The organism is Sulfurimonas sp. NW15 (genome assembly GCF_051132285.1).
Classification (GTDB): Bacteria; Campylobacterota; Campylobacteria; order Campylobacterales; family Sulfurimonadaceae; genus Sulfurimonas; species Sulfurimonas hydrogeniphila.
The window spans coordinates 1,227,175-1,241,556 of sequence record NZ_CP093237.1 but is presented as its reverse complement, the minus strand read 5'-3'; the positions used below and the strand labels follow the sequence as shown (position 1 = coordinate 1,241,556).

Here is a 14,382-nt window from a genome sequence, read left to right as displayed (position 1 = left end):
ATTAAATATTTAACAGGAACATACATTGAGTAAATACATAACAACACCTATATACTATGTCAACGGAGAGGCTCACATCGGGCATGCTTACACGACTTTCATTGCAGATACTCTGGCACGCTATGAGAGACTCAAAGGTGAAGATACTTTCTTTTTGACAGGAACAGATGAGCACGGACAAAAGATAGAAGAGTCTGCAAAAAAAGCAGGAAAACCTACACAGGAGTTTGCAGACGAAATCAGTGCGACTTTTAAGAATCTTTGGGATGAGTTCGGTATAAGTTATGATAAGTTTATACGAACAACTGATGAAGAACACAAAAAAGGTGTACAAAAAGCTTTTGAAGTGATGTATGCAAAAGGTGATATTTACAAGGACTTCTATGAAGGCCATTATTGTGTAAGTTGTGAAACATTTTTTCCCGAAACACAGCTTATAGACAGTGAATTTTGCCCTGACTGCGGAAGAACGACAAGTGTGGTAAAGGAAGAGAGCTATTTTTTCAGACTTTCAAACTATGAAGATAAGCTGCTGGAACATTATGCAAGTCATCCTGATTTTATTATGCCCCGATCGCGTGCAAATGAAGTTGTGAATTTTGTAAAAGGCGGTCTGCGTGACCTTTCTGTAACACGTACATCGTTTAGCTGGGGGGTGAAAATGCCTAAAAGTATCGGGGATGACAAACATGTTATGTATGTTTGGCTTGACGCACTTTTAAACTATATCACAGCTCTTGGTTATGGTTCGGATGAAAAACTTATGAATTATTGGCCGGCTGATGTTCATTTTGTCGGGAAAGATATTCTTCGTTTTCATGCTATTTACTGGCCTGCATTTTTAATGAGTCTGGATCTCCCTCTTCCTAAGCATATCGGTGCGCATGGCTGGTGGACACGAGACGGTGAAAAAATGAGCAAGTCAAAAGGAAATGTTGTTTCTCCAAAAGAAGTTGCGGATGCCTATGGTGTAGAAAATCTCCGTTACTTTATGCTTAGAGAAGTTCCTTTTGGCCAAGACGGTGATTTTTCACAACGTGCTTTTATAGACCGTATAAACTCTGAACTTTCAAATGATCTTGGAAACCTGCTCAATCGTATCATAGGTATGAGTGGAAAATATTCTGATTTTCAAATAGACAGCGTAGATGTAGAAAAATACCATTCTAAAGAGATTGAGCAAATGAATCTGATTTTGGATTCTCTTGATACATTTTTAGAAAATCTGCAACCACACAGATATCTTGAAGAACTGTGGAAACTTTTTGCAATAGGAAACGGTGTTATACAAGAGTATGAACCATGGGTAAAAATGAAAAACGGACAAAAAGACGAAGCACTCGCTACTGTAGCTGTTGTTGCAAATATACTGGCAAAAGCGGCTGTAATGCTTCACCCTGTTATGCCAAATACAACAAATATCATAGCGGATGCACTCTCTTTTGAAATAAATACAGCAAGTTACAAAGAGCTTATACTAGAGAAAAAACTGTTGAAATTATTTAATATTAAAAAGGTGCCGCCTCTTTTTCCCAGAATCGAAGAACCTTTGATGCAAGAAGTGCCAAAGGCAGAACCTGTGACAGCAACAAAAAAAGAACAAAGTTCCAAAAAACAAACAAAAGAGACGAAAAAAGAAAATGACAACCTTATTGAAATTGGTCAATTTTTTGAAACATCTCTGAAAGTCGGAACTGTTGTAGAAGCTGAGGAAGTACCAAAAAGTAAAAAACTTTTAAAATTACAGATTGATTTAGGCGAAGAGAATTTGAGACAGGTTGTTGCCGGTATAAAAGAGTTTTATTCTCCTGATAATTTGATAAATACTCAAGTGTGTGTTGTAGCCAACCTCAAACCTGCCAAATTAATGGGAATGATAAGTGAAGGAATGCTTCTTGCTGCCAAAGATGAAGACGGTCTTTGTCTAATCAGACCCGAAAAACCTAAAAAAGCAGGCACACCTGTTGGATGAGACTGGAAAATACTTTAGCACTTATACACGGAGAACTGGTAAATACTCCCTTTGTAAGTAATTTTAACAATATTGTTTTTGATGCAAAAGCGGTGAAAAGAGGTGACCTTTTTATAGCTTTTGATGAAGGTTCCATAGAAGATGCTGTTTTTAACGGTGCCTACGGTGTAGTGTTTGACAAGCCTACGCAGATAACAGACAGTGAGATAGCCTGGATAAAAGTGAAAGATTTGGAAGACGCAATCAAACGACTTTTGCGTTTTGAACTTATCGCTAAAGAGATATCAGTATATGCCTGTGATGAGATTGTTCTCAAAATTGCTTTACAGGTTGTTACAGAACCGAGCTTCATCGCTTTACACGGCGATATTAAAAGCATCTTTAAAGAGTTGTCAAATATAGAAAACGGTTCCACTCTTCTCTTTAGCCCTACTCTTACTTCTTCGGATTTATTTACAAAAATCAAAGAGTTGCCAAAAAGTAAGGCACAAAGTATCAATATCATTGAACAGACACTTTTTGAAACATCTTTCATTTATGACAATGTTTTTTATGAAAGACAACTTATCTCACCATTCTTTATGCCCTATCTTGAGCAACTGCTTTATCTTTTTAAAGTGCTGAAAATTAATTTCAGACTAAGAAAATTTACGCCGATTGATCATTTTGAAGCAGTTTTTACAAATAAAAGTTTTGAGATAAAAGAGTTTGGAACCAGTGACAAAGTATTGATATTTGAAAAAAGCACCTCTTTGATAGAGAATGAAATACTTTTTTTGCAAAAACAGGCAAGCTGGGCCAAAATTATTTATATTATTCCCTCTACATGTAAACAAAGGCTCGATGCTGATCTTCTGAAACAGAAAAATTTATTTTTTTATAAAAATAAAAATGAAATCAAAAATATTTTACAGGCAAACAATTTTCATTTTGCCCTGATAGTCGGTGTAGATAAATCAATACTGGAAAAACCTTTAATAAGGCAAACTCAACTGACTTTGGATTTTTAAAAAATAATGGTATATTACAAGAGTTAACTACAAAGGATAAAAAATGAAAAAAATCATATTAGCGTTACTTTTAGCCGGGGCTTCACTTTATGCACTTGAAGTGCAAAACACGACAGTAAAGTTTACCGCATTCAAAACATATGCGAAAAAAGGTGTGAGCGGCGTTTTTGACAAAATCAGAGTCAAAACACAAAAAGCGGATACAGTTACTACTCTTTTAAGAAATGCAACAGCGGAGATAGAAACATCGAGTGTCAACAGTGGAAACAAAGACAGAGACGCAAAACTGGTTGCACAGTTTTTTAATGTTCAAGATGTCAAGCGCATTAAAGCAAAAATTATTGATGTTACAAAAAATACTCTTATATTGCAATTGAACATGAATAATAAAACTTTAAATATTCCTATGAGCTACAGTATTGCAAACAACACAGTTAATGCAAAAGGGACAATAGATTTGGCAGATTTTATGATGTTGCAGTCTTTGAAATCAATCAACAAGGCATGTTATGCTCTTCATCAGGGTAAAACATGGCAAGATGTAAACATATACTTTACAATGCAATATAAATAGATGAATCGCAGAGATTTTCTAAGTACCGCAACACTCACTTCTGCAGCCATAGCCCTCGGTGGCTGTAATGAAGGGAACCATGTCGCAATAGACTATTCAAAACATCCTAAAAAACACAATGATGCTGTGAAAAATGTTCATTTTAATAAAAACAAAAAAACAGTTATCAAGCTGGCAACAAGCTGGCCTGCACATTTCCCTATAATGGGTACGGGTGTTGAAGAGTTTGCACAGCGTCTTCATGCCATCAGCGGTGGCAGTTTGGAGATAAAAATTTATCCTAAAAATGTTCTTGTTCCTGCTTTGGCTGTCTTTGATGCCTGTTCCAGCGGGCAGATAGATGCTTTTCACTCCGGTCCCTATTACTGGAAAGGAAAAAATTCTGCTTTTTCTCTTTACAGTGGTATTCCTTTTGGTTTTACCGCTGAAGAAGTAAACTCATGGATGCTCTATGGTGACGGTATGAATTTATGGAGAGAACATTATGCAAAACACAATCTCTATCCGTTTTTAGGCGGAAACACAAATATTCAAATGGGCGGATGGTTTCGAAAACCTATAAACTCTTTGGCTGATATGCAGGGACTTAAAATGCGAATTCCCGGTCTTGGCGGAGAGGTTTTTTCACGCATGGGGGTCAATCCTGTTTTGTTGCCTGCGGGAGAAATTTATACTTCTTTAGAGCGTGGTGTCATTGATGCAACAGAGTGGGTGGGCCCTGCCCTTGACATTAAAATGGGGTTTTATAAAGTTGCTCCTTATTATTATTCCGGTTGGCATGAACCGGGTTCTGTTCTTGAATTAACATTCAATAAACATACATGGAACAAGCTTGCCAGTGAACATCAGTCTATGGTTGAAGTGGCTGCAAGTGAAATGAATGCAAATATGGCAACGAAATTTCATCATGAGAATATTTACGCTTTGCAAAAACTCAAAAGTTTACATGTAACGCTTGCACAGTTTCCGGATGATGTAACCGAAGCCGGGAAAAAAGCACTTCAGGAAGTCATCCATGATCTCAGCAGCAAAAACAATGATTTTGCCGAAGTGTATGCCTCTATAAAAGCATACCTGAACCTTTCTAAAGAGTGGAGTGATGTGAGTCTTGGATATTTTCTAAATGTCAGATAAGCCCTCTCTTTGTATAAATATGTAAGTTATATCATCCTCCTGATCAAAAACCTGTTTTTTTCTTTTTGCTTCAAGTTCATTGATGTCTTTAGCTTCTTTAAAATCTTTTCCAAGGTACTTCCCGTAAAATTCCGAAGAATCCCTGACGGAGTTTTCATTGAGTCCGTCACTGAAAACAAGTATCTTGGATATTTTTTTTATATCAAGGATTGTAGTATTTACACTTTTTGTATAGCTTGCCAAAGGAGGATTGTTCGATTTTATTTTTGCAACATCATTACTGTCATCTTTTATACATAAAATCGCAGGCATGGAAAACATAGCATATTCCAGTCTCTTTTTACTGCTAAAATAGAGAAAAGTTGCACAGATAACCTCTTCTTCAAGTAAATTCGGCGCGATAAACTCCAAAAGCTGTTTTATGAGTTGTGTTAAAGAAAATTTTTTGTTTTTTATCATTTGATTTATTATGTTGTTCGCAGATGCACTGCACAGCATGGCTGTAACAGCTGCCGATATTCCTTTTCCCATACCGTCAACCAAAAACATAAAATATCCATCATCTGAAATCTTTCTTATAATATAACTGTCCCCGCTTAAAATATCTTTTGGTTGATAAAAAACTTCACATGTAAAGTGTAAAAATTTTTTATTTTCCTGCAGGTCATTTTTTATAATTGTTGTCTCTTTTTGATAGGTTAAAGTTTCCTGATAATTAGAGTAAAGCAGTTTTTCTTTTTGTGTCTGCATCAGCAGCCTGTCTGCAAGTACTGATTTTGCAACAAACTCCAAAGTAGAAAAAATTGACTGTGAGGAAATGGGTTTTTTGATAAAGCTTGTGATATGCAAATCAATCGCATTTCTCAGTATTTCCAGGTTTTCCAATCCGGTGAGTAAAATAACAGGGATGCTCGGATCCACTTCTCTGATTTTTTGTGTCATTTGCAAACCACTCATCAACGGCATGGAATAATCTGTCAATACAATATCTATAGACTCTTTTTGAAAAAGTTCAAATCCCTCCATTCCATTATAAGCAGTATAAACATTTTTAAAAAACATACAAAAAAGGGAATTATATATTTCTATAACATTTTTATCATCATCGACACAAAGTATATTTAAAGTATTGTAGATTTTAAGACTGTTTTTCATAAGTAATGCTCAATTAAAGATTTTATACTATTTTAGCAATATTATATTAACTTTGTTAGCTTAATCATAGTAGTATTTCAAAAAATAGAACAAAAGGGATTTCATTGAAAAAAATACTGTTGTTATGCACCTTTCTTTCAACTTTCACTTACGCTTCTTTTAAAGGAAAGATTGTTGATGAAAAAACTCTGCAGCCTGTAAAATCTGCTTTTGTCAGCGATTCAACAACAACTGTCAAAAGTGATGAAAACGGTTCGTTCTTTATAGCTTCAAAAGAAAACAGATACCATATCAAAGCCTATGGATACAGACCTTATACGTTTACATCTGATACAAACACAACAACATTGAAACTTGAACCCATTCATGTAAAAGCACTCTACTTAACCTTCTGGGGTGCCAGCAACAACTCCGGTACGTTAAAAAAAATACTCCATCTCATAGAGACAACCGAGGCAAATGCCGTGGTGGTAGATGTTAAAAACGAATACGGTTCTACCCAGTTTTGGACTGGCTTCAAGCAGGCCAATGAGTATGGTGCCTACAAGCAGCGTACGAACAGAGATATTAAAAAATTTATAAAAACTATGAAAGAGCGGCATATCTATACCATTGCCAGAATTGTAACCTTTAAAGATGAACTGCAGGCTTCTCACAATATTGACTACGCCATCAAAAAAAATAAAAAAATATGGAGAAATCATGACAATATGGCCTGGGTGGACCCTTTTGACAAACGTGCGCACAATTATGCCATAGCTATTGCCGAAGAAGCTGCAAAGGCCGGCTATGATGAAATCAATTTTGACTATATCCGCTTTCCTGCAAAAAAAGGATTGCAGTTTTGCAGACAATGCACGCAACCAAACCGGATAAAAGCAATAGAGAGTTTTTTGAAAGAGGCACAGAGAAGATTAAAAAAATACGGTGTTTTTATCTCTGTTGACACCTATGGAAATATTTGCTGGGCAAAAGATGACAACGGCATAGGACAGACTGTTACATCACTGGCAAATTACGCAGACTACTTATGTCCGATGCTCTACCCTTCAGGCTTTTCAAGCGGCTCTTTTTATTTTAAATATCCGGCGAAACACCCCTATGAGGTTGTATATCGAAGTATAAAAAAGATTCAAGACAGAATTCCAAGCAATAGAGTCCGCCCATGGCTGCAGTATTTTAAAGATTATACATCTTCAAGAAAAGCGTATAAGAGAGAAGAGATACAGGCACAAATCAAAGCTGCAGAGGATATAGGAACAAACGGATGGATGCTCTGGTCGCCTTCAAGCAAGTATCATCAGGAGTATTTACAAAGATAGAGAAATATTTTTCAGTTTTTTTCTGAGTATTTTTGCGTGAGGCAGGTATTTTGCAACCAGGTCATGAAAATCTTTTGAGTGGTTCATATGGACAAGATGTGCAAGTTCGTGGACTATTACATAATCTATCAGCTCTTTATGTACTTTTATCAGTTGGGTGTTGAATGTAATGATTTTTGCAGAGCTACAGCTTCCCCACCGGCTTTTCATCTTTCTGAATTTTAAAGTTTTGTATTCCTGTTGCATTATCTGGGCAAAATAGTCTACTCTTTGAGGCAGATACTCTTTGGCTGTATATGTATAAAAATTATCATATGCAGACAGAACTTTTGTCTTGTCTGATGTTTGCAAGCGCTGCAGTTTTTTTCGCAGGTAATGCGCTTCATCACTGTCTATACTGTAAATTTCGCCAAACAGCAGCACTTCATCCTCCAGGTTTACATGTAAAGGCTTGCGCAGAGAATTTTTATGTAACTGTTTTCGAATCCAGGACTCTTTATCCTGAAAAAACTCTATCGCATACTTTTTTTGCCTGTATGGCGTTTTTATGATAATGCTTGAATCATGCTTTATCTGTATGTAACTGTGCTTAAGTTTTGGAGCATATACAAGCTGTGCCGTAAGCTCTTTACATGTAACCGTTTTATGCATAGGGAATCGGGTCGCTCACGCCTGCTTTTTCAAAGCCGTTTAAACGGAGTCTGCAGCTGTCGCACACACCGCAGGCCTTGTCTTCGTTTTTATAGCAACTCCATGTCAGTTCCAAAGGAACATTCAGTTTTAGGGCTTCTTCTACGATCTGCGATTTTTTGAGGTGCACCAGCGGCATTTTTATTTCTATCTTTGTGTCATCTTTTGTGCCTAGATTGATTGCTTTTTGCATAGCCTGTATATATTCTTCCCTGCAATCCGGATACCCGCTGCTGTCCTCTTCAACAACGCCTATACTGATAACCTCTGCACCCTCTTTTTCAGCTATTGCTGCGGCCATAGAGAGAAATATGCCGTTTCTAAACGGTACATACGTTACAGGAACACCCTCTTCTACTCCGCCTGTAGGTACTTCTATGTTTATGTCTGTCAGTGCAGAAGCACCAAGTTGTTTAAAAAAATCCAAATCTAAAATATACTTTTGCTTTACATGTAAACTTTGACATATATTTTCAAAACATGCAAGCTCTTTTGCCTGTGTTCTTTGGTCATAATTAAAATGAACTGCTATAACTTCATAGCCTTGATTCTTCATCATATAGGCGCTTAACGTAGAATCCATGCCTCCGCTCATGATGCAAACAGCTTTTTTATTTGTGTTATTTTCTTTTTTCATGGTACAATTTTACCATAAGTGTTATATACTTTAGTATTTCAAACAAGGAGGAAGTTATGGAAGTATCATCTTCAACACAAACTTCATCAGGGCTGGGACAAACAGATATTATGAAAAAAGCGCAGGATGTACAGGCGCAGCAAATAGAAAAAATTATTCAGGCTGCTCAGGAGCAATCCAAACAAATGACTGCACAAAAAACCGGTGTAGGAAGCAATCTTAATATTACAGGCTGAATTTTTCCTCTTTCTTGGCAGATGTTTTCTCATCTGCTATAATTCCACTTATGATAGATATTGACAACAAAACTTCTTTTGAAGTAAACAACACGCTGCTCCAAAAAATTGCTTTAAGTATGACAGATAAAGACATAGAACTTGTCATTACTGCAAATGATGAGATACGGCAAATAAACAAAGAGTATAGAAACATAGACAAACCAACCGATGTGCTCAGTTTTCCCTATGAAGAGATGCCTATGAGTCCACTTGGAAGCATAGTTGTTTCTTATGATTTTGTACGTGAAAAAGCTGCAGAGTTCAAGCATACACAAGAAGATGAATTTACACTCCTTTTTATACACGGACTTTTACATCTCCTTGGATATGATCATGAAACAGATAATGGCCAAATGCGAGAAGAAGAAGAACGGCTCATTAATGAGTTTCAGCTTCCGAAAAGTTTAATAGTAAGAACACAGGGATAGGTACTTAACAATGGATTATATTATATTTATTTCGGCAATGGCCGCTTTGATTTACGGGGCTGATTTTATCATTAAAGAGTCAGAACGGATTGCACTGCACTTTAACATTTCACACTTTGTCATCGGTGCGACTTTGGTGGCTTTTGGCACCTCTTTGCCGGAAATGGCGGCTTCTATGGTGGCAGCGGCACACGGAAAAAGCGATATGGCCGTTGCCAATGTCGTAGGAAGTGTCATTTTTAATATCACTTTGGTACTGGGTATTGTTTTTATGATTGCGAAATCCATGAATCCGGACAGGGATCTCTTCTCAAAAGACAGTGCCTGGGTTATTGTGCCTCTGGTAATCTTTTTTATTATGACGCTCGACGGAAAGATCAGCCGCATTGACGGTGCTTTGTTTTTACTTATGATGGTTTCATATATCATATTTTTGTTTTCAAGCAACAAAGAAGAGCTTGAAGGTGAAATAGATGAAGATTTGGTCAAAGAAAAATTTAATTGGTTAAAAAGTGCTCTACTGTTGGGTATTGGTTTTGTTTTAACAATCGGAGGCGCCAATTTTGTTGTAGAGAGCGGTACAAATATAGCAAGAAGTTTACATGTAAGTGAGTGGATTATCGGTCTGTTTTTAATCTCTTTGGGTACTTCTTTGCCTGAACTTGTCGTCTCTCTTGTCGCCGTAAAAAAAGGCAATGCCGAGATGAGTATAGGAAATATCATAGGTTCAAATGTAGCCAATTTTTCTATGGTTTTAGGAGGTGCGGCTCTTTTGAATCCGCTGAGTGTAAATCTGGTAGCTACAAAATTTGACATGCTTATTCTTGCTGCAGCCTCCATAGCGCTTTTGTTTGTTTTGGCAAACAAGCTGTACAACAAAGCCGGAGGCATTTTTCTGCTTATAATTTTAGCACTGTTTATTCAAAATTCTTTTGCATAAAATTATTTTTTCTTGATATACCCAAGTTCTAAAAGCCTGTTGTATATGTCAGAAACTATAGAACCCGCTGCATGCCCGCCGTGTCCGCCGTGTTCTACCATAACAGTTACAACATACTGAGGATGTTTATACGGTCCATAAGTTGTAAACCAGGCATGTGATCTCTTATAGTAAGAGAGTTCATGTTCCTTCTTTCTTTTCAAAATATCCTGTTTTATGCCTATGACCTGTGCCGTCCCTGTTTTGCCTGCTATTTTTACTTTTACATGCAAATAATTCGTGGCCGTTCCGTGAGGAGAATTACATACCTGATACATCGCCTTTTGGATAATAGGAAGTTTTTTCAATTCCACTTTGTTCAACACATTTTTGTAGCTGCTTTTATACTTTTTATCTCCAATAAAAGAAACAAAATGTGGAGTAGGCAGCTTTCCGGTTGCCATAAGCGCTGTTTCTCTGGCAATCTGTATAGGCGTTACAAGAAAATCACCCTGCCCGATTGCCATATTTGCCGTTTCGCCTATATTCCATATTTTATGGTATTTTCGTAGCTTCCATTCACGGGAGGGAACAACACCTATAAATTCATTGGGCAAATCTATACCTGTTTTTTTACCAAAACCATAGCGTTTTAAGCCGGCACTCATTTTTTTATTGCCCAGTACCAGGCTTCCTTTATAGAAAAAATCATCACAACTCTCCCGTATTGCTTTTGTGATGCTGGTGTGTCTGTGCCCTTTTTTCTTCCAGCATCTAAATGTTCTTCCGCCTAACTTCAGGTTTGAGCGGCAGTCAACACTCCAGTGCTCATTCAAGTCCGTAGTGATATATAAAAGCCCCAAAAGAGGTTTAATGGTCGAACCTGGCGGATACAAACCGTGTGTCATTTTATTTGTAAAAGGGTGATCAAGACTTGATGAGAGTTCATCATACATTTTATAGGACATTCCGGAAACAAAAATATTTAAGTCATAATTTGGATAACTGCCCGCAGCTAAAATGGAACCGTCAACATTCATAACAATTACAGCACCGACCTTGTCTTCAAAAAGCTTTGAGATGTACTTTTGCAGCTCCATATCAAGCGTAAGTTTCAGTTTTCTCTCCTCATCAGGACTTTTATAACTTAACTCCTCCACTTCCTGATTGTTGGCATTGACTTTTATCTCTTTTACTCCAGGTGTACCCTGCAGGTAAGAATTATAGTATTTTTCAAGACCTGTTTTTCCGGTATAGCCTATGAGATCAAGCAGAGGGTCTTTGTCAATATCTTTTTGGTTTGCACGAGAAACATAGCCTATCATATGTGCAGCAATATTTTTATACGGATAGTATCTTTTGGGTGCCGGAAGAATTTTAATGTTTTTTCGCAGGTTCAGCATAGAATATACCGGCATCATTTTTTCATACGGTATGAAATGGACAACATCTATGAAGCTGTGGTTATAGTATGAGTCTTTTTTTCTGTAGTTTTTAATAATTTTTTCTTTGTCTAAATCAGGCAGTGCTTTCTTTAAAAAAGAGAGTGTGTCATTAAATTCGTTTTTATGTTTTTTCAAGAGCAAATGAGGTGCAATTTGGATTTTAAATCCAAGTTTGTTAATAGCTACAGGTCGATTGTATCTGTCTACTATCTCACCTCTGACAGGTGCTATCTGCTCATGTTTGATGGTGTTTTGCAATGAAAGCCTGCTGTAGTAACTGTTTGATTCAACGGCTAGATAGAAAACGCGCACTATCAGTGCCAGCCAGATTGATACAAACACAAAAATAATAAATTTTATTTTCATAAGAGACCTATTAAAAAGAATTCAATTACTATATAGTAAATTATATAGTAATTTATATTTGGCTGTGGCAATAAAAAAATATTTGACAACAGTGTCAGAAAAAGAAAATAACCAAGATAGACAAGGATGGCTGTCAGTGCTCGAATACAAACTGAACAGTTGGAATTTTTGGTGATTTGAGGCATAATAAATTTATACAATACATAAAAATAGACAACTGCACTCAAAAGCATATATCCGTAGTTGGCTTCAAAAACAACAAGACACAGCACAACAACAAAAACAGAGAGTGTGTCATCATTGTCAAGTGCACGGGCAAAAAGTACATACAGAAGTGTCAGCATTGGCGGTAAAAACGGATAAATAGTGCCCAGACTGTCATACAGTACAAAAAGCACTATATAAAAGAGTGAGATTACAGGTTTTTGATGAGAGATACTTCGTTGCATATCGGAAAGTGTTTACATTTAATACAATCGGCCCAAATTTTATGTTCGGGAAGGGACTCTTTTGGAATTTCCACAAATCCCAGTCTTTCAAAAAAAGATTGCTTGTAGGTGAGACTCAGTACTTTTTGAAGACCGAGTGCTCTGCCCTCATCAACAGCGCATTCAACCAGGTTTTCTCCTATTTTCTGTCCCCGAAACCCCTCTTTTACAACCAAAGAGCGTATTTCGCCAAGATATCTTGTGTGGATGTGGAGTGCCGCAAAACCGACAAGTTCATCAGCTATAAAAGCCAAAGTATACGAACGGATATTTGTTGCGATTTCATCCTCGCTTCTTTCTAAAATGATACCGCTCTGCACTTCAGGCTGTACCAGATCTCTCATTTTTTCAATATCTGAGAGTTTCGCCTTGGTGTAGTCAATCTTCATCTGTCTTCTCTTGCAGTATTCCATAAATGACTTGAACAATTTTATTGATTCCTCTTTTTTTCGCACTTGAAACCATTAAAGCATTTGGAAACTCTTTTCGAAGTGCACTTTGCTCTTTTTGATTTAATTTGTCAATTTTTGTAAATATTTGCAGTATATATTGGTTTTCTCTTGCCGTGCTAAAAAGAAAATCACTCACTGCCGTATCTATTTCCAAATGGGGATGTCTGCAATCTATAAGGTGTATAAAAATCTTTATCTCTTCCCTGTTGGCTATATAGTCTGTCAGATTTTTTTCCCAATCATGCTTGAGAGATTTTGCTACTTTTGCGTAGCCAAAACCAGGCAGGTCTACAAACTTTGCCACAAGTTTTTCAGAAGATTCTCTGTTTAAAAAAGTAACATCAAAATAATTTATAAGCTTTGTTTTTCCGGGAGTTGAAGAGACTTTAGCCAACCCTTTGTGATTTGTCAAAGCGTTGAGCAGTGAACTTTTTCCAACATTTGAGCGTGCCATAAAAACTACTTCGTTCTGTTCTTCGGATTCCGGAGCTGCATTGACATTCGGAGCCGATGTTATAAACTTTGCCTCAACAATGTCTATCATTTTTTTTCCTTTTCGTCTTTTATATCAAATATCATAATGACAGGCTCTTTTGCAACACCTTTGGCATAGGCTTTCCCGCTTATCGCCTGCAAAATAACTTCATCACCGAAAATCTCTTTTTTATCGTTCAGTTGCTGCAGATGTACATTTCCAAAAAAGTGATACTCTTTTTTTAAAGGCAGGTAGACGACTTTTTGTGCAACACCTCTGTAGTTTGCTCCCTCTACTGTTTTTATTACAAAAGAAGCATTTCCGACAGCTACAAATTTTGTGGGCTTGTTGTTTTTGTCCGTATATACTGTAACCTTGGAGGCGTTAAGTTCATCATTGACTTTTTTAATTCTGACATGTCCGGTAAAAACTGAAATACCTTTTTTCTGGTCGCCTCTGAACTCATCTGCTTTGATTTTAAGCTCTTGTGAAAAGAGTAGAGTCTGTAAAAAAAGTGTTAGCACAAGTAGATATTTCATCTATTTTTCCTCTTTTAATTGATATGTAGCAATAACATTTTTAGAATAAATCTTTTTTGTAATGTTATTGTATTTTATATAGTCGCCGATGACTACATTGTCATTCAGGTAGGCAGTGTATTTTGTATTGCTGACTACATCTGCTGTTTTTTTATTGTAAAGTGCTTCTTGGCTTTTAAATGTCAGTCCGTCTTCTCGCACATAGACAACATGACCGCTCAGCTTGACGATTTCATTTTTATATACACCCAGGTCAGAGACCATATTTGCAATATATTTTTTCGAATTGTCGGTATAGTCCATATCTTTTATCTCATATCTCTCAGCGTATCTTGTTCCGGTGTTTCCAAGTAAAATTGTCGCCAATCCGTGAGTATCAAGTTCATACATCGTAAAATCACTCAATTCAAAGAGTGGCACATCTGTAAAATGGTGTATTTTTACATCCATAGGTTTGAACATGAAAAATATCATCAGCAAAAGCGTAATGACAAAGGT

At 36.7% G+C, this 14,382-nt stretch carries 17 protein-coding genes; 8 read left to right on the top strand and 9 right to left on the bottom strand.

What is annotated here, in order from left to right; genetic code table 11:
• Positions 1–25: 25 nt before the first annotated feature.
• From metG to MLC52_RS06365, 4 genes are read left to right on the top strand one after another with little or no spacing between them, the layout of a single operon-like run.
• Complete coding sequence (gene metG, locus MLC52_RS06380) at positions 26–1,972, top strand: methionine--tRNA ligase (RefSeq protein WP_151900286.1); 1,947 nt, start codon at positions 26–28, stop codon at positions 1,970–1,972.
• A complete protein-coding gene (locus MLC52_RS06375; protein WP_346388781.1) occupies positions 1,969–2,982 on the top strand; it encodes a hypothetical protein in 1,014 nt (337 codons plus the stop codon). The genes metG and MLC52_RS06375 overlap by 4 nt, the downstream gene beginning before the upstream one ends.
• A 43-nt stretch (positions 2,983–3,025) precedes the next feature.
• Positions 3,026–3,556 (top strand): YceI family protein, encoded by a 531-nt coding sequence (locus MLC52_RS06370; protein WP_434579669.1) that lies wholly within the window; start codon positions 3,026–3,028, stop codon positions 3,554–3,556.
• The gene (locus MLC52_RS06365) at positions 3,557–4,690 is read left to right on the top strand and encodes a TRAP transporter substrate-binding protein (RefSeq protein WP_434579667.1); all 1,134 of its coding nucleotides are present in this window, start codon (positions 3,557–3,559) and stop codon (positions 4,688–4,690) included.
• On the opposite strand, the gene MLC52_RS06360 is transcribed toward MLC52_RS06365, so the two are convergent.
• A complete protein-coding gene (locus MLC52_RS06360; protein ID WP_434579665.1) occupies positions 4,676–5,845 on the bottom strand; it encodes a response regulator in 1,170 nt (389 codons plus the stop codon). The two genes, MLC52_RS06365 and MLC52_RS06360, sit on opposite strands and share 15 nt — an antisense overlap.
• Before the next feature lie 104 nt (positions 5,846–5,949).
• Between MLC52_RS06360 and MLC52_RS06355 the strand changes: the two genes are divergently transcribed.
• On the top strand, positions 5,950–7,167 hold the full coding sequence (locus MLC52_RS06355) for a putative glycoside hydrolase (RefSeq protein ID WP_434579664.1): 1,218 nt from the start codon (positions 5,950–5,952) through the stop codon (positions 7,165–7,167).
• Here MLC52_RS06355 and MLC52_RS06350 read toward each other — a convergent pair.
• Positions 7,156–7,818 carry a M48 family metallopeptidase gene (locus tag MLC52_RS06350; RefSeq protein ID WP_434579663.1) on the bottom strand — a complete coding sequence of 221 codons (663 nt, stop codon included), beginning with the start codon at positions 7,816–7,818 and terminating at the stop codon, positions 7,156–7,158. The genes MLC52_RS06355 and MLC52_RS06350 overlap by 12 nt on opposite strands.
• On the bottom strand, positions 7,811–8,494 hold the full coding sequence (queC, locus tag MLC52_RS06345) for a 7-cyano-7-deazaguanine synthase QueC (protein ID WP_151900294.1): 684 nt from the start codon (positions 8,492–8,494) through the stop codon (positions 7,811–7,813). The genes MLC52_RS06350 and queC overlap by 8 nt, the downstream gene beginning before the upstream one ends.
• Positions 8,495–8,550: 56 nt before the next feature.
• Here queC and MLC52_RS06340 point away from each other — a divergent pair, with 56 nt between their 5' ends.
• Genes MLC52_RS06340 through MLC52_RS06330 form a run of 3 tightly spaced genes read left to right on the top strand, consistent with a single transcriptional unit; the run spans position 8,551 to position 10,140 of the window.
• A complete protein-coding gene (locus MLC52_RS06340; protein ID WP_151900295.1) occupies positions 8,551–8,730 on the top strand; it encodes a hypothetical protein in 180 nt (59 codons plus the stop codon).
• Between the two features lie 50 nt (positions 8,731–8,780).
• The gene (gene ybeY, locus MLC52_RS06335) at positions 8,781–9,200 is read left to right on the top strand and encodes an rRNA maturation RNase YbeY (RefSeq protein WP_418640344.1); all 420 of its coding nucleotides are present in this window, start codon (positions 8,781–8,783) and stop codon (positions 9,198–9,200) included.
• Positions 9,201–9,210: 10 nt separating this feature from the next.
• Positions 9,211–10,140 (top strand): calcium/sodium antiporter, encoded by a 930-nt coding sequence (locus MLC52_RS06330; protein WP_434579662.1) that lies wholly within the window; start codon positions 9,211–9,213, stop codon positions 10,138–10,140.
• Between the two features lie 2 nt (positions 10,141–10,142).
• Here the strand turns inward: MLC52_RS06330 and mrdA are convergent, their stop codons facing one another.
• From mrdA to MLC52_RS06300, 6 genes are read right to left on the bottom strand one after another with little or no spacing between them, the layout of a single operon-like run.
• Positions 10,143–11,930, bottom strand: coding sequence for a penicillin-binding protein 2 (gene mrdA, locus MLC52_RS06325; protein ID WP_434579660.1), 1,788 nt, complete (start codon positions 11,928–11,930; stop codon positions 10,143–10,145).
• The gene (locus MLC52_RS06320; RefSeq protein WP_151900299.1) at positions 11,927–12,379 is read right to left on the bottom strand and encodes a hypothetical protein; all 453 of its coding nucleotides are present in this window, start codon (positions 12,377–12,379) and stop codon (positions 11,927–11,929) included. The genes mrdA and MLC52_RS06320 overlap by 4 nt, the downstream gene beginning before the upstream one ends.
• The gene (locus tag MLC52_RS06315; RefSeq protein ID WP_151900300.1) at positions 12,346–12,807 is read right to left on the bottom strand and encodes an N-acetyltransferase; all 462 of its coding nucleotides are present in this window, start codon (positions 12,805–12,807) and stop codon (positions 12,346–12,348) included. Before MLC52_RS06315 ends, MLC52_RS06320 begins: the two co-directional genes overlap by 34 nt.
• Positions 12,797–13,414, bottom strand: coding sequence for a ribosome biogenesis GTP-binding protein YihA/YsxC (yihA, locus tag MLC52_RS06310; protein ID WP_151900301.1), 618 nt, complete (start codon positions 13,412–13,414; stop codon positions 12,797–12,799). Before yihA ends, MLC52_RS06315 begins: the two co-directional genes overlap by 11 nt.
• On the bottom strand, positions 13,411–13,884 hold the full coding sequence (lptA, locus tag MLC52_RS06305) for a lipopolysaccharide transport periplasmic protein LptA (RefSeq protein WP_434579657.1): 474 nt from the start codon (positions 13,882–13,884) through the stop codon (positions 13,411–13,413). The genes yihA and lptA overlap by 4 nt, the downstream gene beginning before the upstream one ends.
• The gene (locus MLC52_RS06300) at positions 13,885–14,346 is read right to left on the bottom strand and encodes an LPS export ABC transporter periplasmic protein LptC (RefSeq protein ID WP_418640338.1); all 462 of its coding nucleotides are present in this window, start codon (positions 14,344–14,346) and stop codon (positions 13,885–13,887) included.
• Positions 14,347–14,382: the final 36 nt, after the last annotated feature.